Raw genomic sequence first — 17,909 nt, forward strand, 5'->3', positions numbered from 1 at the left:
GGAAAAGGAGAACGAATCACAACGCTGCGCGCGAGAATACGCGCCGGCGCGCCGACAAGCGAGCGCAACCGCGCGAAAGCTTCGCCGCCGCCGCGTGTCTGCTATGGCGGCTAGCGGCCCGCCAAACCGAGATCGCCGAGAACCCGCTGCACCACCTCGTCGGTGAAGCCCTTCCGTCTCAGATAGTGGCGCGGATCGGCCTCGAAACGCGGGGACCGACCGGCAAGCTCCCGCAAAGCAGCGTCCCGCTTGGCAACATCGCCGTTCGCGCCAGCCTGCAGCGCCCGCCCGAGCAGGCTGAAGGGGGTATTGTCGGCCGCCAGCACCGCGGCATAGGTCTCCGACAGGCGCTTCGCGCCGGTCTGATAGGCCGCCAGGTAGGCGTAGAAATCGTACCAGGGCGGCCGGCCCGGACTGATCGAGATCGCTCGCTCCAACAGCGGCAACCCTTCGGCGGGCCGGTTGAGACGCACATAGAGCGAGCCGAGATCAGCCATGACGTCGGGGTCGTAGGGATTCCGATTCAGCGCCTCGCGCCCCGCCTTGATCGCATCGCCGACCGTGCCGCGCAGGAACAGGACATCCATCATCGCCTGCTGCGCGCGCGCGCCGGACGGCGCCAGACGCATCGCGACCAGCGCTGCCGACAAGGCGCGGTCGAGCGCCGCCCGCTCTTCGGCATCCGTGCCCGAGGCGGCCTCGCTGGCGCCGAGCATGGCGAGCTGCGCCCAGCCCGGATAGAATTCGGGGTCTCGCTGCACCAGCTGCTCCAGACAGGTGCGGGTCGCGTTGCGGCGTTCGGCGGTCATGAAACGACGGTAGTCGAAGGCCTGAAAGATGCATTGCATCGCCGATGAGGACGCGTTCTGGCGGACATCGGCATGGATGATCCCGAACGGCTCGGCCAGCCGCGTCCCGACACGGCGGCCGATATCCGCAAGGTCCTGGTCCTGCAGAAACTCGCCGACGGGGCGGCTCGCGGATGCGGTCCAGACGATCCGCCCATCCTTCGCCGAACGGAGCCGGCCGAAGCCCTCGAGCGCACCATCGGTCGTGGCGATGCTGATCTCGAAGACGTAGTCGACACCCTCCGGCGCGGGAGCCCCCAGCGGAGGGGCCTTGATCACGTAGAGGTCGTCGAAGCGGGCCATCACGTCGACGAACACCTCGGAGATGCGCCGCAGCGCATCGGCGATCTTGGGATCATCCGGGATCCGCGGCGTGACGACCGCGACCGCGACGGGCTGTGCCTGAGGGGCAGGACGCTCCGGCACCGCCGCAACGGGCGGCGGAAGCGGCGACGGGCTGCTCTGCGTCGCGTAGCGCTCCCCGAACGGTTCGAGATACCAGGCGAACAGAGCCAGAAGCGCGCCGGCCAGCACAACCAGGGCGACCAGCAGCCACCGTCGCGTCTCTGGATCGGCCGGGCCGGCATCGCCCTCGGCCTCGGGCGCCGCGATCGCGACGCCCTGCCCTGGCAACTCCGCGCCGGCCTCACCGAATTCGAAGGCGGGAACATAGCCGCCGACCGGCATGGACATGCGGACCGGATCGGCCTGCCCTTCGCCGGCATAATATTGAGTCAGGGCGCGCCGCAGCCGTCCAGCTTCGACCCGCACGATCGGATCGAGCTGCGGGTCGAACTCGGCGGGACGCCCGAGGGCCTCAACGGCGATGGTGTAGCCTTTCAGCTCCCCGCTGCGGCCTTCGATCGTCCGTTCGACCACGAAGCTCAGGAAAGACGAGAGCTGCGGTGCAGCGCTGAAGGCATCCGAGGCCAGAACGCGAGCGAGCCCGGCACGAATCGACGCGGCGGCCTCTTCGTTCAGCCGTCCGTTGTCATCGGCACTATCGCCCATCGGGGTCCATTCAGTTCATGCCCCACTGGGCAGGTTACGCGATCGGTGACGTCAGGTCACGTTGCAAATCCGGCATGACACATTCGCCCGGCCATGCAGCCATGACGCGGCTCGATGCGATTTACACCCTGCATCGACCTGCTAGGTTGAGCGAACGTTAATCCACAGGATGCCGTGATGACCGCCGCCGCCCCCGTCGCCACTCCGAACGACCTCGAAGCCTTCTGGATGCCGTTCACGGCCAACCGGTCGTTCAAGAAGAATCCGCGCATGATCTCCCGCGCCGAGGGCATGTTCTACTACACGCCGGAGAACAAGCCGGTGATGGACGGCACGGCGGGTCTGTGGTGCTGCAATGCCGGCCATGCGCGCGAACCGATCATCCAGGCGATCCAGGCGCAGGCGCGCGACCTCGACTACGCCCCTTCCTTCCAGTACGGCCACCCCAAGGTCTTCGCCGCCGCCGCTCGCATCGCGGCGCTGGCACCGGGCGATCTCGACCATGTCTTCTTCGCGGGTTCCGGCTCGGAAGCGGCCGACTCGGCGCTCAAGATCGCGCTCGCCTACTGGAACGTCTCGGGCAAGGCCGCCAAGACTCGCCTGATCGGCCGCGAGCGCGGCTATCACGGCGTCGGCTTCGGCGGCATCTCGGTCGGCGGCATGTCGAACAACCGCAAGTTCTTCGGCTCGCTGCTCACCGGCGTCGACCACCTCGCCCATACCTATGACCGCGACAAGCAGGCCTTCAGCAAGGGCGAGCCGGACTATGGCGCGCATTTCGCCGATGATCTCGAGCGCATCGTCGCGTTGCACGACGCCTCGACCATCGCCGCCGTCATCGTCGAGCCGATGGCCGGCTCGACCGGCGCGCTGCCGCCGCCGAAGGGCTATCTCAAGCGCCTGCGCGAGATCTGCGACAAGCACGGCATCCTCTTGATCTTCGACGAGGTCATCACCGGCTTCGGCCGCCTCGGCTTCGCCTTCGCCGCCGAACGCTACGGCGTGATCCCGGACATGATCACCTTCGCCAAGGGCGTGACCTCCGGAACCGTGCCGATGGGCGGCGTGATCGTGCGCAAGCACATCTACGACGCCTTCATGGGCGGAGCGGACAATGTCATCGAGCTGTTCCACGGCTACACCTATTCGGGCCACCCGCTGGCTGCGGCCGCCGCGCTGGCTTCGCTCGACATCTATCGGGACGAGGGACTGTTCGAGCGCGCCCGCGCCATGGAAGGCGCCTGGGCCGACGCGGTGATGAGCCTGAAGGACGAGCCGAATGTCGTCGATATCCGCACGCTTGGCATGGTCGGCGCGGTCGACCTCGCACCGCGAGCGGACGGCGTCGGCAAGCGCGGCTACGAATTCATCGAACGCGCCTTCCACGAGGAAGGGCTGATGATCCGCACCGCAGCCGACACGATTGCCTTCTCGCCGCCGCTGATCATCACGGAATCGCAGGTGGACGAGCTGATCGGCAAGCTGCGCCGGACGATCCGGGCCGTGGCGAACTGATCGTCGAGACACGCGGCGTCATTCCGGGCTCATCGTCACGCAGTGCCGGGAAGACGCCGCGGGTGCCTATCCCCGCCGCAGCTTGTTGTAGCGGGTGATCAGCCTGTCGCGCTTCAGGCGTGACAGGCGATCGATCCAGAACACGCCATCAAGCTGGTCGATCTCGTGCTGGTGGCAGACGGCGAGCAGCCCGTCCGCCTCCTCGATCTGCTCGGTTCCGGTCAAATCGTGATAGCGCACCCGCACATGGGCATGGCGCTCCAGCTCGTCAGTCACGCCCGGCATCGAGACGCTGCCCTCGACATGACGGATGGTCTCGCGCGAGACATTATCCAGCACCGGATTGACGTAGGTCCGCACATCGCCGGGCGTCAGCTCCAGCACCACCAGCCGCAACGACACGCCGATATGCGGCGCCGTGATGCCGATGCCCGGTGCTGTCCGCATCGTGTCGAGCAGATCGGCTGCGAGCTCTCGCAGGTCAGCGTCGAAGCGCGTGACAGGAGTAGCCGCCACGCGCAGACGCGGATCGGGAAAGCTCAGGATTGGCCTCGACGGCATAGACTTGTTCCGACTTCCTGCTTGCGGCTCCGCTTCCCATCTTCGCGGAGCCGACCCCAGCCAGCACAGCGCTTGCCGACTTTGCCGGCAAGCGCATCATTCGATCGGACGACGACAGTCGCTGCAGGCCTGCCGTCGATCCGGCGGCAAGCTCACTTCGTCGTGTAGCCGCCATTCACGAGGATGGTCTGGCCGGTCATCCACCATCCGTCCGAGACGAGGAAGCGGATCCAGGGCACAATATCCTTGATGTCCGTCAACCCCGTCTTCGAGAAGGAGGAGAGCGCAGCCGCGCTCTTGTGATAGGCGACCGCGTCCGCGCCTTCGGCCGGATAAAAGAACGGGGTGTCCATCGGCCCTGGCCCGATCGCCGTCACCGAGATGCCGCGTTCGCCGAATTCCTTGGAGGCGGCGCGGGTGTAGTGCTCGACCGGCGCCTTAGTGCCGGCATAGCTCGCATAGAAGGGGGTGAAGGCGCCGAGCAGCGACGTCACCAGCGTGCAGACCTTGCCGTTGTCACTGACCTGCTTCCCGGCCTCCTTGAGGAAGAAGAACGCCGTCTTCGAATTGACCGCGCTCATCCCGTCGAACTCAGCTTCGCTGATCTCGACCATCGGCTTCTTCAGCACCTTGCCGACTGTGTTCACGGCTATGTCGATCGAGCCCATGGCTGCCTTGGCATCAGCGAAGAGCTTTTCCATCGCAGCCGCCGACGTCAGGTCGGCCTGGAAAGCGTAAGCTTCCGCGCCGGCGGCCTTGATCGCGGCCAGTGTCTTTTCGGCTTCGGCCTTGGCCGGGGCGCTGTTGTAATGAATGGCGACGGCTTTCGCGGCCTGCGCTGCCAGGTCCCTTGCCAGCAGGCCGCCCAGATTCTTGGCGCCACCGGCGATCAGAACCGTCTTACCCTTGATGCCGTGATCGGCCATCGCATGCTCCTGTTTGCTTGCAATCGATGGCCACAAGATATCGTCCCAAAATAGGCTATAAAGATTTCGATCAGAACATCACTGGTCAGATATGACGAACAATCCGGATTACCGATTTGGACCGTATCGACCTCTTCCGCATCTATGCCCGCGTCGTCGAATGCGAGAGCTTCACCCAGGCGGCGAAGGCGCTGGGGCTGCCGCGCTCCTCGGTCTCGGCGGCAGTGGCCGCGCTCGAACAGCGGATCGGCGCGAGACTGCTCCACCGCACGACACGACGCGTCTCGGCGACGCAGGACGGCGCGGCCTTCTACGAGCATTGCTCAAGGCTCGTCGCCGATGTCGAAGAAACCGAGGCGCTGTTCCGCCACAGTGCGGCGAGCCCGGCCGGTCGGCTCAGGATCGACGTGCCCGGCCGCATCGGGCGCCTGATCATCGCGCCGGCCCTGCCGGATTTCCTCGCCCGCTATCCCGAGATCGATATCGATCTCAGCGTCGCCGACAAAGCCGCCAACCTGATTGAGGACGGCATCGACTGCGTGTTGCGTGTCGGCCCGCTAAGCGACTCAGGATTGATCGCGCGACCGATCGGAGAGCTGCCGCTCATCAATGTCGCAAGCCACGGCTATCTCGCTGCGCATGGCATGCCGATGCATCCCGGCGAGCTCGATGGGCACAGGGCCGTCAACTACGCCTCGCCGTCGACCGGAAGGATCGAGCCATGGGAATGGCTGGAGGATGGCGTGCTGCACAGCCGCGCCCTGCCCGGGCGCATCACCGTCAACAGCGCGGAAGCCTATATCGCCTGCTGCCTCGCCGGGCTCGGCCTGATCCAGATCCCGGCCTATGACGTGGCCGAGCATCTCGCGGCGGGCGATCTCGTCGAGGTCATGCCCCGGCATCGGGCGGCGCCGATGCCGATGACGTTGCTCTATCCCCACCGTCGGCACCTGTCGCGCCGGCTGCAGGTCTTCGCGGATTGGCTCGTGGCGCTGCTGCGCACGAGATTGGCGGCTTGAACCCGAAGGCTCAGGCCGCCTTCTTCTCGGCCGTGCCGTAGAAGCTCTCGCCGGTCTTGGCCATGCGCTTCAGGAGGCGGTTCGGCTTGAAGCGCTCGCCATGGGCCTTGGCCAGCTTCTCGCAAAGCTTCACGAAGGCAGCCGCGCCCATGTTGTCGATGTAGGAGAGCGTGCCGCCCGAGAAGGGCGCGAAGCCGAAGCCGATGATCGAGCCGACATCGGCCTCGCGGGGATCGGTGACGACGCCTTCCTCATAGGTCTTCGCGGCTTCCAGCGCCTGCGTCACCAGGAGGCGGTGCTTCAGCTCCTCCATGTCGACGCTCTCCGGATCGAGGCGCTTGCCGACCAGCTCGGCAAGGCCCGGCCAGAGCCGCTTCGGCCCGGCTTCCGGATAGTCGTAGAAGCCCTTGCGGTTCTTGCGGCCGAGACGGCCATGCTTCTCGACCATGTCGGCGAGCAGCTTCTCCTGCGCCGGATCGACGGCACCGTCGCCAAGTTGGGCCTTGGTCGCCTTCAGCACCTTCCAGGCGAGATCGACCGCGACCTCGTCGTTGAGCGAGAGCGGGCCGACCGGCATGCCGGCCTGCTTGCCGGCGGCCTCGATCATCGCCGGCGGCACGCCTTCCATCAGCATCAGATGGCCTTCGCGGATGTAATTGCCGACGCAGCGATTGGCATAGAAGCCGCGGGTGTCGTTGACGACGATCGGCGTCTTCTTGATGGCGCGGACGAAGTCCAGCGCCATCGCGAGGGCCTTCTTGCCGGTCTTCCTGGCCATGATGACCTCGACCAGCAGCATCTTCTCGACCGGCGAGAAGAAATGGATGCCGATGAAGTTCTTCGGCCGCTGGCTGGCCTGGGCCAAGCCGGTGATCGGCAGCGTCGAGGTGTTGGAGCCGAAGATCGTGCGCGGGCCGACCACGGCCTCGACCTTGGCGATGACCTCGGCCTTGACCTTCGGGTCCTCGAACACGGCCTCGACGATCAGGTCGCAGCCCTTGAGATCGGCATAGTCGGCCGAGGCCTTGATGCGACCGAGCAGAGCGTCGCGGTCTGCGGTCTTGGCGCGGCCCTTCATGATCTGGTCGGAGACCAGCTTGTGCGAATAGGCCTTGCCCTTCTCGGCCGCCTCGATGTCCTTGTCGACCAGCACGACCTCGAGGCCGGCATTAGCGGTTACATAGGCGATGCCGGCACCCATGAAGCCGGCGCCGATGACACCGACCTTCTTGAGCTTCGAAGGCGGCACATCGGCCGGGCGGCGGGCGCCCTTGTTCAGCTCCTGCATCGAGACGAAGAGCGAGCGGATCATCGAGGCCGCCTCCTTCGTCCTGAGGATCTTGGCGAAGTAGCGGCTCTCGACCTTGAGACCGAGATCGATCGGGAGCTGGAGGCCCTCATAGACCGCGCAGAGGATGGCGCGGGCGGCCGGATAGTTGTCGTTGGTCTCGCGGCGATAGATCGCGTTGGCCGGCGGCCAGATCTGCATGCCGGCCGGCGAATGCACCTTGTTGGAGGGCAGCTTGAAGCCCTTCTGGTCCCAGGGCTGCGTCGCCTGCGGGTTGGCCTTGAGCCAGTCCTTGGCGTTCTGGACGATGTCGGCGCGCGGCACGACCGCGTGGACGAGGCCGGAATTGCGCGCCGGCAGCGGCTTCACCTGCTCGCCCTTGAGCATCATCTGGAGTGCGTCACCGGTCTGCATCAGCCGCGCCACGCGCTGGGTTCCGCCGGCGCCGGGGAAGAGCCCGACCTTGATCTCGGGCAGGCCGACGCGGGTCGAGGCATCGTCCGAGACGACGCGGTACTGGCAGGCGAGCGAAAGCTCGAAGGCACCGCCGAGGCAGACGCCATGGATCGCGGCAGCGAAGGGTTTCCCGCAGGTCTCGAGCTTGCGATAGAGCAGTGAGAGCTTGCGGCTCTCGTCGAAGAAGCTCTGCAGCGCCACCGCCTCGCCCTTCTCCTTGGCGAGCTTCACATAGAGATCGCGCAGGCCCTGGAGCATGGTGAGGTCGGCACCGCCGGAGAAGCTCTCCTTGCCAGAGGTGATGACGCAGCCCTTGATCGCCTCATCGGAAGCGACCTTGTCGACGATCTGGTTCAATTCTTCCATCACCTCGGGGGTGATGACGTTCATCGAGCGACCGGGCATATCCCAGGTGGCGACGGCGATGCCGTCGGCGTCGGCCTCGAAGCGGAAATTGGTGAGGTTCATGATCTCTCTCCCTGCCCTTCCGCTCACACGCGCTCGATGATGGTGGCAACGCCCATGCCGACAGCGACGCAGAGCGTCACCAGCGCGGTCTGCTTGTCCTGCCGCTCCAGCTCGTCGAGCACGGTGCCCAGCACCATCGCGCCGGTCGCACCGAGCGGATGGCCCATGGCGATGGCACCGCCATTGACGTTCAGGACCGCGTCATCGATGTCGAGCGCCTGCTGGTAACGCAGCACCACTGACGAGAAGGCTTCGTTCAGTTCGAAGAGATCGATATCCTTCGTGGTCATGCCGGCCTTCTTCAGGACGCGCTCGGTGACGTCGATCGGGCCGGTCAACATCAGGGCGAGGTCGGAGCCGACGGTGGCGAAGGCCTTGATACGGGCGCGCGGCTTCAAGCCCGCGGCCTTGCCGGCCCGCTTCGAGCCGACGAGCACGGCGGCCGCGCCATCGACGATGCCGGAGGAGTTGCCGGCATGATGGACGTGATTGATGAACTCCACATCGGGATGGGCAGAGGTCGCGACCGCATCGAAGCCGCCCATCTCGCCCATCTGGACGAAGGAGGGCTTGAGCGCCGCCAGCGCCTGCATGTTGGCATCGGCCCGGATCGTCTCGTCATGGTCGAGAATGGTGAGGCCATTGACATCCGTGACCGGGATCACCGAGCGCTTGAAGCGGCCCTCCTTCCAGGCCTTGGCCGCGCGCTGGTGCGAGCGCACGGCAAAGGCGTCGACGTCGTCGCGGGAGAAGCCGTATTTGGTCGCGATCAGGTCGGCCGAAACGCCCTGCGGCATGAAATAGGTGTCGATGGCGACGCTGGGGTCGACCGCGATGCCGAAGCCGGAGGCGCCCATACCGACGCGGGACATCGACTCGACGCCGCCGCCGATCGCCATTTCCTTCTGGCCGGACATGACCTGCGCCGCGGCGAGGTTCACCGCGTCGAGGCCCGAGGCGCAGAAACGGTTGATCTGCACGCCCGGCACTTCCTTGCCGTAGCCGGCCTTGAGCGCGACGGTACGGGCGATGTCGGCCGCGGCCTCGCCGACCGGATCGACGCAGCCCATGACCACGTCCTCGACGAGAAGCGGATCGAGGTTGTTGCGGTCCTTGATGGCGCGAAGCGCCTGCGTGCCGAGCTCGATCGCCGTGACCTCGTGCAGCGAGCCGTCGGCCTTGCCCTTGCCGCGCGGTGTGCGGACGTGATCGTAGATGAATGCGTCAGCCATGCGGGCCTCCGTCTGGTTTCGGCGTGTTTGGCATGATGTCTCGATGCTGAGCCGCACGCAGCGGCCAGTTCAGCAGGGTGGTCGGCGTCCATTTCGCCTTTCGGCGAGCAATGCGCTCATCGGTGCTTTCGGCAGAGTAGTCGCGCGCGGCCGGCGTCGCCGTGAATTGCGCGCGCTCATCGAGCGTATCGATGTTCACGACGCTCAGCACCTCATCGCCATCGGTCAGCAGCATCCCGACATAAACCCCGCAATTGCGGCAGAGGATGACATCGACCGTGCCCAGGCCGAAGCGGTAGGGATGGACATGCGAGGGGTCGATTGCCCGCAGTGCCACTTGCGAGCCCGGGTCCGAGAAGGCACGGGCATTGTGCTTGCGGCAGAACGAGCACTGGCAGGCACCGAGCACCTGCGCCTGCGGCGCCCGCCCGGTCCTGAGCTCGACCGTAATCGAACCGCAATGGCATTGCCCGTGATGCACGAACCGCATTGCCCGCCTTTCGCAGGATCACCCGCCGAGAACTAGAACAGCTCCGGCGCCAGCGCCATGGTCGTGTCGGCGCCTGCGGTAATCCGCGCCAGATGGGCGGCGGTCTCCGGCAAGGTGCGTTCCATGAAGAAGCGCGCCGTCACCAGCTTGGCGTTCATCCGTTCGGTCGCGCCGTTTGCACCGGTCTTCAGCTTCTCCTGGGCGGCCTTGGCCATCTTCGCCCACATGTAGCCGAGCGAGACCAGGCCGAGCAGATGCATGAAATCGGTCGCACCGGCGCCGGCGTTGTCGGGCTTGGCGAGGGCGTTGTTCATGAACCACATCGCCGCCTGCTGGAGATGGCCAAGCGAGACCTGGAGCGGCCCGAGCAAGGGCTTCAGGCCCTCGTCCTCGGCGTTGTCCTTCAGGAAGCCGCCGACCTCGTTGAAGAAGGCCATGATGCCGCGGCCACCGTCACGTCCGAGCTTGCGGCCGACGAGGTCCATCGCCTGCACGCCGTTGGCGCCCTCGTAGATCATGGCGATGCGGGCATCGCGCACGAACTGCTCGACGCCGGTCTCGGCAATGTAGCCATGACCGCCGAACATCTGCTGTGCCTTCACGGCGTTGTCGAAGCCGATATCGGTGAGCACGCCCTTGAGCACCGGCGTCATCAGGCCGAGCTGGTCGTCGGCGGCCTGCCGCTCGGCCGCATCGCCCGAACGATGGGCGACGTCGGACTTCAGCGCGTTCCAGAGCACGAAGGCGCGCGCCGCCTCGTTGAAGGCCTTGATCGACATCAGGGTGCGGCGCACGTCCGGATGGACGATGATCGGATCGGCCGGCTTACTCGGCTCCTTGGCGCCGGTCAGCGCCCTGCCCTGCAGGCGCTCCTTGGCGTAGGCGACGGCGTTCTGATAGGCGACCTCGGACTGGGCGAGCCCCTGGATCGCGACGCCGAGGCGGGCCTCGTTCATCATCACGAACATGGCGTTGAGGCCACGATTCTCCTCGCCGACCAGCCAACCCTGCGCGCCATCATAGTTCATGACGCAGGTGGCGTTGCCGTGAATGCCCATCTTGTGCTCGATCGAGCCGCAGGAGACGCCATTATTGGCGCCGACCGAGCCGTCTTCGCCCAGCTTGTTGCGCGGCACGACGAAGAGCGAGATGCCCTTCACGCCGGCCGGGGCGCCCTCGATGCGGGCGAGCACGAGGTGGATGATGTTCTCGGTGATGTCCTGCTCGCCGGCCGAGATGAAGATCTTGGTGCCGGTGATGGCATAGGAGCCGTCGCCATTCGGGACGGCCTTGGTCTTGAGCAGGCCGAGATCGGTGCCGCAATGCGGCTCGGTCAGGTTCATGGTGCCTGACCAGGTGCCGTCGATCATCTTAGGCAGATAGGTGCGCTTGATCTCGTCGGAGCCATGGACATAGAGCGCAGCGAGCGCGCCCATGGTGAGGCCGGGATACATGGCGAAGGCCATGTTCGCGGCCGAGGCGTATTCGTTCATCACGGCGCCGAGCGTGTAGGGCAGCCCCTGGCCGCCATATTCGGGATCCATGGCGAGGCCGATCCAGCCGCCGCCGGCATAGGCCTCATAGGCCTGCTTGAAGCCCTTCGGCGTGGTGACGCTGCCGTCAGCGTTGCGGATGCAGCCTTCCTGATCGCCGGAATAGTTGATCGGCTGGAGGACTTCCTCGCAGAGCTTGGCGCCTTCGCCGAGCACCGCCTCGACCACATCCGGGGTCGCATCGGCGAAGCCCGGCAGGTTGTTGTAGCGTTCGATGCTGAAAACGTCGTTGAGCAGGAAAAGCGTATCGTCGACGGGCGCCTTGTAGACCGGCATCGTGGTCCTCCCTCACGTCGCGCAGCGGCGCCCTCCGGCGTACCGCTCCAAGATAGTTCATATATAAACAATCTTGCCTGGCTTGCAATGGGCCTCCTTGAATTTGTGCCCGGCAACGCGACGGTTCCATGGCGCGTGAATAAAAAAACCCCGGCAGAGCCGGGGTTCTGGATAGGCGAGACAGGCCTCGGCGCGGATCAGCCCGCTCCCAGCCGGGTCAGAGCCCCTTCGAGCTCCTTGATCGCGTCCTCGATCTCGGCGCGCTGGCTGCGCAACAAATCGAGCTGCTCGACGATCTGCTCGCGCGACAGGTGAAGGCCACCGACGGCGGCCGACTTGTCGGGCGAGCCCGCCTTCTTTTCCTCGTTGGCGAGCATGGCGCGGATCTCGACCAGCGTGAAGCCGAGCTGCTTGCCCTTGAGGATCAGAGCGAGACGGGCGCGATCGCGCGCCGAATAAATGCGGGTCATACCCGAGCGCGCTGGGGCGATCAGGCCACGCGATTCATAGAAGCGCAGAGTGCGCAGCGTCACCCCGAAGTCGCGGGCGAGATCGCTGATGGTGAAGCCCCCGGCATCGGAATCTCCGGCCGAGGCAGTATCCACACGGGTCTCATGAATCGAAGAACCCGCCAAAGCCGTGCTGTGGCGCGACATGCGTTCAATCCTTGAAAGAGGGACCGCTTCGCCGACTCATACTGGCAGCGTCGCTGGTGGGTGAGGAATCACCATGCGGCAGGACCTATCCTTGCGTCAGGTAATCCATCCCTTTCGCAGGGTAAGTTACCGTTAAATGAACCCGAACGATGAGCGGCCAAACCGCTTTTTTGGAGAAAATTAACCGGTGAGGCGAAATTCTTAACCCGCTGTTTACCATGGCGACGAAATCTCGTGGGCGCGGACCGGCTTCGTGATCTCGTCAACGTTCTCTTCACGGATCGCCGGGCCGCGCGGAGGCAGCGGTGTCAGGGAGCCGCGCCCGCGCCGCAAGACGAAGACCCTGGAGGCGAGCACGAACATGGCGAACAGCTTGCCCTGGAGCGTCAAGGGCGTCGACCCGAGAACCCGCGACGCCGCGAAGGCGGCGGCCCGCCGCGCCGGCATGACCCTGGGCGAATGGCTCGACCACAAGATTCGCGACGAGAGCGACGAGACGCAGCCTGCGGCTGCGGCTTCCGCACCGCCGGAACAGCTCGACATCGCGGCGCTTTCCGAGCGCCTCGCGCGGCTGTCTCAGGGCCGGACCGACACCGCCTCCCGCGTCACGCCGCACAACCCGTCGCGCTCCGAGATCGACGCGCTCGTCCGCCAGGCCGCCACGGCCGAAAAGCTGACGCGCGAGACGAGCACGCGCACTGCCGGAGCGCTCGATTCGATCGCGCGCTGGATCGAGCAGACCGAGGACCGCATGGCCTCGGGCGAACGCGCCGCCGCCGAGCGCCAGGAGCGCGCGACCAACGTCATCGCGGAAGCGATCAAGACCATGGGCGAGCGGATCGTCGAGATCGAGCGCCGCGCCAGCGAAGCCCAGCAGCAGGCCAGCGAGCGCTCCCCGCGGCTGGCCTTCAGCCGGGACGGACTTGCCGCAGCCGTCACAGACATCCGCACGCGCCAGCGCCTGCTCGACCGCGAGGAAGAAGCGCCGCACCAGGGCTCCCAGCAGGCACAAGACCGCATCTCGGCCCTGCGCGAGGATCTGCGCGGGCTCGGCGCCCGCCTTTCGCCGGAGGCGCGCCGCAGCACCGCGCAGCAGCGCCCAGCCGCGCCATTCGGCAGCGACCTCGCCCATTCGCTCGAGACGAAGATCGCAGCCCTCGGCAGCCGACTCGACCAACTCGCCGGGCGCGACCATTTCGAGCCGGTCCTGAAGCCGCTCGCTCGGCTGGAGGCCGAGGTCTCTCGCCTGTCGCGGGACCGCGCCGGCGACGACCATCAGCATGTCCAGCACGAGATCGCGCATCTGGCGACCAAGATCGATGCTCTCGCTTCCGGTGGCAGCAAGATCGACCTGGCGCCGCTGGCGCGCGACATGGCCGATTTGCGCAGCCTGGTCGCCGAGAACGGCAACGATCATCGCCTGGAGGAGCTCTCCCAGCAGATCGCCATGCTCGGGTTCGAGCTCGGGCGCCTGCGCGAAAGCCAGCCCGACATGCGCGAGATGCGCAGCCTGTCGGCCGCCATCGACGACGTCCGCGGCGCCGTCCTTTCAGATCGGGTGCACAGCTTCGATCCCGCTCCCCTGTCGGCCCTCGCCGGACAGATCGAGCGGCTGTCGCAGAAGTTCGACGAGGTCGCGACGCAGCGACCGGCCGACCAGCTCGACCATCGCATCGACGCCCTCCAGCAGCATGTCGAGCGACTGGCCGAGCAGAGCCCGGCCGCGGTCACGCACCAGATCGAGGCCCTCGCCGAGCGTATCGAAAGCATCGCGGCCTCGAGCGAATTCGCCCGCATGGCCGAGACCCGGCAGGCCCCGGCCGATCTCAGCCCGATCGAGGATATGCTGCGCCACCTTGCCGACAAGATCGACGAGGCCGGCACACCGGGTGCCAATTCCGACTCGTTCGAGGCGCTGGAGCAGCAGATTTCCGGCATCGCAGCCCGCCTCGACGAGGCGGCCGCGACCCGCACCGCCGAGAGCGGCATCGAGCGGACGCTGCAGGACCTCGTCGTGCATCTGCGTTCGATGCGGGACGAGACCGCGGCCGAGCGCGCCGCGCTGGCGCAGGCGACCCACTCGGCCCAGCCGGGCAAGGGCATCACCGAACTGTCCAGCCTGGTCACCGGCCTCAGGGACACGCAGGTCTCCTCGGAGCGGCAGACCCAGGATGCGCTCGGCGCGCTCCACCAGACGCTCGAAGCGATCATGGGCCGCCTGTCGAATCTCGAAGGCGAGCTGCTCGGGGACCGCAAGGCTCCAGCGGGGCGCCCCGCAGCGCCGCGGACCCCGGAAGCCGGGATGCGCCAGGAGCCGGCCACGCGCCCGGCCGCGCCTCAGCCGCGTGAACCGTTCGCCAGCGCGCCTGCAGCGACGTCGAGCCAACCCGCCTCCGGAAGCGATGCGCCGGGGCGGACCGAACCGACCCTCGCCTTGCCGAGCTCGGCTTTCGACCTGCCGCTCGAGCCTGGCTCAGGTCGTCCGCGGCCCGAAGCTGCAGCCGCTGTCGGGCAGGATGCCCAGTCCGTCCGCCAGAGCCTGATCGCCGCCGCCCGCCGCTCGGCCAGGGCGGCAAGCGAGGCCGCCACGGCGCCAGCGCCGGCGACCGAACCTTCGGCCAAGGGCCCGAGCCGCCTGCGCGAGATCATGGAGAAGCGCAAGCGCCCGCTGCTGCTCGGCCTCGCCGCGTTGATCCTCGCGCTCGGAACGGCCCAGGTCGTCACCAGCACGCTGCGCAAGGACACCAAGACCGTCAGCAACGAAAGCAGGAATCTGATCGCGCCGCCGGCCGACGCTCCGGCTGCGCAGCCGCAATCGGCGCCGGCGGAGAACGCGCCTGCCAAGGATCAGTCCTCGGCCCTGCCGGCTCCTGCGGAACCCTCCGCAACGGCAAGTGCCGCCGCCAGCAATGGCGCGGCGGACAAGCCCGCCGCGCCGGCCATCGCCCCGACCGCCCCGACATCGGCCCCCGCCCCGGATGCAGCGCCGGAGGCGGCCGCAGCCTCGCCATCCTCCGAGCCGGTCCAGACCGTGACCGGCCTCGGCGACCTGCCAGCCGGGCTCGGCAGCGCCGGGTTGCGCAAGGCAGCGCTCGATGGCGATGCACGGGCCGTCTACGAGCTGGCGAGCCGCGCCGCGGACGGCCCCACGGGCTCGCGCGACGCCAAGCTCGCGCTACGCCTGTTCGAACGCGCGGCCGTCGCGGGGCTCGCACCGGCGCAGTTCCGCCTCGGCAACATGTTCGAGAAAGGCGTCGGAGCGCCGCGCGACCTCTCGCTGGCGCGGATCTGGTACCAGCGTGCCGCCGAGCGCGGCAACGCCAAGGCGATGCACAACCTCGCCGTGCTCTCGGCCGAAGGCGCGGCGGGCAAGCCGGATTATGCCACCGCGACCATCTGGTTCGCCAAGGCGGCCGAGCTCGGTGTGCGCGACAGCCAGTACAATCTCGCCGTCCTGCTCGGCCGCGGACTCGGCGCGCCGACCGATTTGGCGCAGTCCTATGTCTGGTTCGCGGTCGCCGCAGGCCAGGGCGACGAGGATGCCGCCCGCAAACGCGACGAAGTCGCCCAGCGTTTGAAACCCGACGAGCTCACCGCCGCCAAGGCCCGCGCCGCTGGCTGGAAGCCGAAGGTGCTCGACTCCGCCGCCAACGAGGTCACGCCTCCGGCCAAGGGCTGGGATGCCGGCCCGACGGCCACGACCGCCAAGCCCGGCAAGCCGTCGCGGAGCTGAAGATCCGGCGGAAACGTCATGCTTCCGACGTATCGGCACGGCAGGAAGGCCGACCAAATCCCGAGGCGGGCCTGCAGCGGCTCGTCTTCCGTTTTCGACAGTTCGTCTTAACCCGGCTAGCCTGGGAACATATCGGCGCAGGCGATCGCCCAAGCGCCGTCCATGAGGGGTAGAAGTGCAGATTTACCTGCCCATCGCCGAGCTTCCAATCAGCGTGCTGATGGTGCTCGGACTGAGCGGCGCCGTCGGCTTCATTTCCGGTCTCTTCGGCGTCGGCGGCGGCTTCCTGCTGACACCGCTGCTGATCTTCCTCGACATCCCCCCCGCAGTCGCGGTCGCGACCGTCGCCGCGCAGGTTGCCGGCTCCTCGATGACCGGCGTGCTGACCTATCTCCGACGCAAGGCGCTCGACCTCAAGCTCGGTGGCGTGCTCGTCTCCGGCGGCATCGTCGGCACAGTGCTCGGCGTGCTGTTCTTCAACGCGATGAAGCGGCTCGGCCAGCTCGAGCTGGTCATCACGCTCTCCTATGTCACGCTGTTCTCGATCATCGGTGGGCTGATGCTCTACGACGCGCTGCGGGCGATGCTGCGCGTCCGGGCCGGCAAGCCGGCACGGCTGAAGCGGCGTGGCGGCATGCATCCGTGGTGGATGGGCCTGCCGCTCAGGCAGCGCTTTCCGCGGTCCGGCCTCTACTGCAGCGTGATCCCGATCGCGCTGCTCGCCGTGATCATCGGCTTCATCGGCGCGGTGCTCGGTGTCGGCGGCGGCTTCATCCTGGTGCCGGGGCTGATCTATTTCTTCCGCATTCCGCCGGCCGTCGTGGTCGGCACCTCGCTGTTCCAGATCCTGGTGACGATGACCGGCGCCACGCTGCTGCACGCCGTCACCAACCAGTCCGTCGACATCATCCTCGCGACCCTGCTCCTGCTCGGCGGCGTGATCGGCGCGCAGTTCGGAGGCCGGGCAGCGCGCAACCTCAACGTCGAATCCTTCCGCCTGCTGCTCGCCCTGCTGATTCTGTCGGTGGGTCTGCGCTTCGCGATCGAGCTCTTCATCGCGCCGAGCGAACCCTTCTCCATCGTCGTGCCGGAGAGCGCGCGATGACACGGGTCCTGCTCATCGCCGCGGCACTGCTCGCCCTCCTGCCTGCCGGCATCGCGACCGGCGGTGCCGAGACGCTGATCGCGGCGATGTCGAGCCACCAGATCCAGATCACCTCCAACTACACCGGCAGCCAGCTCACCGTCTTCGGACTCGTCGAGCGCGACGGGCGCAGCGTCTCGCGCGGAGATCCCCACGACATCGTCGTCACGGTGCGCGGCCCGCGCCGCATGCTGCTGGTGCGCAAGAAGGAGCGGCTCGGGCCAATCTGGGTCAACGGCACCCAGCGGCGCTTTCCGGACAACCCCGTGTTCCTCTTCGTCGCCAGCAACCGGCCGATCAGCGAGATGATGAGCGAAGACACGGCCCGGCGCGATCGCGTCGGCCTGGTCAATGCCGAACGCACCGAGCAGGCCTGGTTCAACGACAGCACCACGACGCTGTTCCGCGAGAGCCTCGTCAGGATCATGCAGGGCAAGGGGCTATACGCCTATGAGGAACGCGGCGTGACCTTCCTCTCCAATGCGCTGTTCAGCGCGCCCATCGACGTGCCCGCGATCGCCCCGACCGGCTCCTATACCGTCGATGTCGTGCTCTATGCCGGCGGCGTGCCGCTGGCGCGCCAGCAGACGAATTTCGAGGTGATCAAGACCGGCACGGAGCAGCGCCTCGCATCCGGCGCCTATGACTGGGCCTGGCTCTACGGCCTCGCCACGATCCTGCTCGCGCTGTTTCTGGGTTGGGGCTCCAGCGTGGTCTTCCGGCGGGACTGAGC

The 17,909-nt window shown here is 67.0% G+C and carries 13 protein-coding genes; 5 read left to right on the top strand and 8 right to left on the bottom strand.

The features are described from left to right. Positions 1–110: 110 nt before the first annotated feature. Positions 111–1,859, bottom strand: coding sequence for a tetratricopeptide repeat protein (locus tag CE453_RS22340; RefSeq protein WP_089176567.1), 1,749 nt, complete (start codon positions 1,857–1,859; stop codon positions 111–113). A 177-nt stretch (positions 1,860–2,036) separates the two neighbouring features. Here CE453_RS22340 and aptA point away from each other — a divergent pair, with 177 nt between their 5' ends. Then, positions 2,037–3,374 (top strand): omega-aminotransferase AptA, encoded by a 1,338-nt coding sequence (aptA, locus tag CE453_RS22345; RefSeq protein ID WP_089176568.1) that lies wholly within the window; start codon positions 2,037–2,039, stop codon positions 3,372–3,374. Between the two features lie 66 nt (positions 3,375–3,440). Here the strand turns inward: aptA and CE453_RS22350 are convergent, their stop codons facing one another. Together CE453_RS22350 and CE453_RS22355 are read right to left on the bottom strand one after the other, a co-directional pair. After that, positions 3,441–3,935, bottom strand: a complete 495-nt coding sequence (locus CE453_RS22350) for a peptide deformylase (RefSeq protein ID WP_089176569.1) — start codon at positions 3,933–3,935, stop codon at positions 3,441–3,443. 152 nt (positions 3,936–4,087) lie between these two features. Continuing rightward, the gene (locus CE453_RS22355; RefSeq protein ID WP_089176570.1) at positions 4,088–4,861 is read right to left on the bottom strand and encodes an SDR family oxidoreductase; all 774 of its coding nucleotides are present in this window, start codon (positions 4,859–4,861) and stop codon (positions 4,088–4,090) included. A 116-nt stretch (positions 4,862–4,977) separates the two neighbouring features. Between CE453_RS22355 and CE453_RS22360 the strand changes: the two genes are divergently transcribed. Then, on the top strand, positions 4,978–5,880 hold the full coding sequence (locus tag CE453_RS22360; protein ID WP_089176571.1) for a LysR family transcriptional regulator: 903 nt from the start codon (positions 4,978–4,980) through the stop codon (positions 5,878–5,880). Between the two features lie 10 nt (positions 5,881–5,890). On the opposite strand, the gene CE453_RS22365 is transcribed toward CE453_RS22360, so the two are convergent. The 5 genes from CE453_RS22365 to CE453_RS22385 form a co-directional block, all read right to left on the bottom strand. Then, positions 5,891–8,092: a 3-hydroxyacyl-CoA dehydrogenase NAD-binding domain-containing protein gene (locus CE453_RS22365; RefSeq protein ID WP_089176572.1), complete on the bottom strand. Its 2,202-nt coding sequence runs from the start codon at positions 8,090–8,092 to the stop codon at positions 5,891–5,893. 23 nt (positions 8,093–8,115) lie between these two features. Then, positions 8,116–9,324: an acetyl-CoA C-acetyltransferase gene (locus CE453_RS22370; RefSeq protein WP_089176573.1), complete on the bottom strand. Its 1,209-nt coding sequence runs from the start codon at positions 9,322–9,324 to the stop codon at positions 8,116–8,118. Continuing rightward, the gene (locus tag CE453_RS22375; RefSeq protein WP_089176574.1) at positions 9,317–9,814 is read right to left on the bottom strand and encodes a GFA family protein; all 498 of its coding nucleotides are present in this window, start codon (positions 9,812–9,814) and stop codon (positions 9,317–9,319) included. The genes CE453_RS22370 and CE453_RS22375 overlap by 8 nt, the downstream gene beginning before the upstream one ends. A gap of 32 nt (positions 9,815–9,846) precedes the next feature. Continuing rightward, complete coding sequence (locus tag CE453_RS22380) at positions 9,847–11,643, bottom strand: acyl-CoA dehydrogenase C-terminal domain-containing protein (protein ID WP_089176575.1); 1,797 nt, start codon at positions 11,641–11,643, stop codon at positions 9,847–9,849. Between the two features lie 197 nt (positions 11,644–11,840). Next, positions 11,841–12,248 carry a MerR family transcriptional regulator gene (locus CE453_RS22385; RefSeq protein ID WP_248307843.1) on the bottom strand — a complete coding sequence of 136 codons (408 nt, stop codon included), beginning with the start codon at positions 12,246–12,248 and terminating at the stop codon, positions 11,841–11,843. Positions 12,249–12,660: 412 nt separating this feature from the next. Between CE453_RS22385 and CE453_RS22390 the strand changes: the two genes are divergently transcribed. The 3 genes from CE453_RS22390 to CE453_RS22400 all read left to right on the top strand — a co-directional run bounded on the left by CE453_RS22390 (position 12,661) and on the right by CE453_RS22400 (position 17,907). Next, positions 12,661–16,032, top strand: coding sequence for an SEL1-like repeat protein (locus CE453_RS22390; RefSeq protein WP_089176577.1), 3,372 nt, complete (start codon positions 12,661–12,663; stop codon positions 16,030–16,032). Between the two features lie 175 nt (positions 16,033–16,207). Next, entirely contained in the window at positions 16,208–17,137 is a 930-nt protein-coding gene (locus CE453_RS22395; RefSeq protein WP_089176578.1) for a sulfite exporter TauE/SafE family protein, read from the top strand. Next, positions 17,134–17,907, top strand: a complete 774-nt coding sequence (locus tag CE453_RS22400) for a TIGR02186 family protein (protein ID WP_248307844.1) — start codon at positions 17,134–17,136, stop codon at positions 17,905–17,907. The genes CE453_RS22395 and CE453_RS22400 overlap by 4 nt, the downstream gene beginning before the upstream one ends. Positions 17,908–17,909: the final 2 nt, after the last annotated feature.

Source organism: Bosea sp. AS-1, assembly GCF_002220095.1.
Classification (GTDB): Bacteria; Pseudomonadota; Alphaproteobacteria; order Rhizobiales; family Beijerinckiaceae; genus Allobosea.

Excerpts from the sequence above, each read along its gene's own strand:
- CE453_RS22340 (WP_089176567.1), bottom strand. The coding sequence starts at position 1,859 with ATGGGCGATAGTGCCGATGACAACGGACGGCTGAACGAAGAGGCCGCC.
- aptA (WP_089176568.1), top strand. The coding sequence starts at position 2,037 with ATGACCGCCGCCGCCCCCGTCGCCACTCCGAACGACCTCGAAGCCTTC.
- CE453_RS22350 (WP_089176569.1), bottom strand. The coding sequence starts at position 3,935 with ATGCCGTCGAGGCCAATCCTGAGCTTTCCCGATCCGCGTCTGCGCGTG.
- CE453_RS22355 (WP_089176570.1), bottom strand. The coding sequence starts at position 4,861 with ATGGCCGATCACGGCATCAAGGGTAAGACGGTTCTGATCGCCGGTGGC.
- CE453_RS22365 (WP_089176572.1), bottom strand. The coding sequence starts at position 8,092 with ATGAACCTCACCAATTTCCGCTTCGAGGCCGACGCCGACGGCATCGCC.
- CE453_RS22370 (WP_089176573.1), bottom strand. The coding sequence starts at position 9,324 with ATGGCTGACGCATTCATCTACGATCACGTCCGCACACCGCGCGGCAAG.
- CE453_RS22375 (WP_089176574.1), bottom strand. The coding sequence starts at position 9,814 with ATGCGGTTCGTGCATCACGGGCAATGCCATTGCGGTTCGATTACGGTC.
- CE453_RS22380 (WP_089176575.1), bottom strand. The coding sequence starts at position 11,643 with ATGCCGGTCTACAAGGCGCCCGTCGACGATACGCTTTTCCTGCTCAAC.
- CE453_RS22390 (WP_089176577.1), top strand. The coding sequence starts at position 12,661 with ATGGCGAACAGCTTGCCCTGGAGCGTCAAGGGCGTCGACCCGAGAACC.
- CE453_RS22400 (WP_248307844.1), top strand. The coding sequence starts at position 17,134 with ATGACACGGGTCCTGCTCATCGCCGCGGCACTGCTCGCCCTCCTGCCT.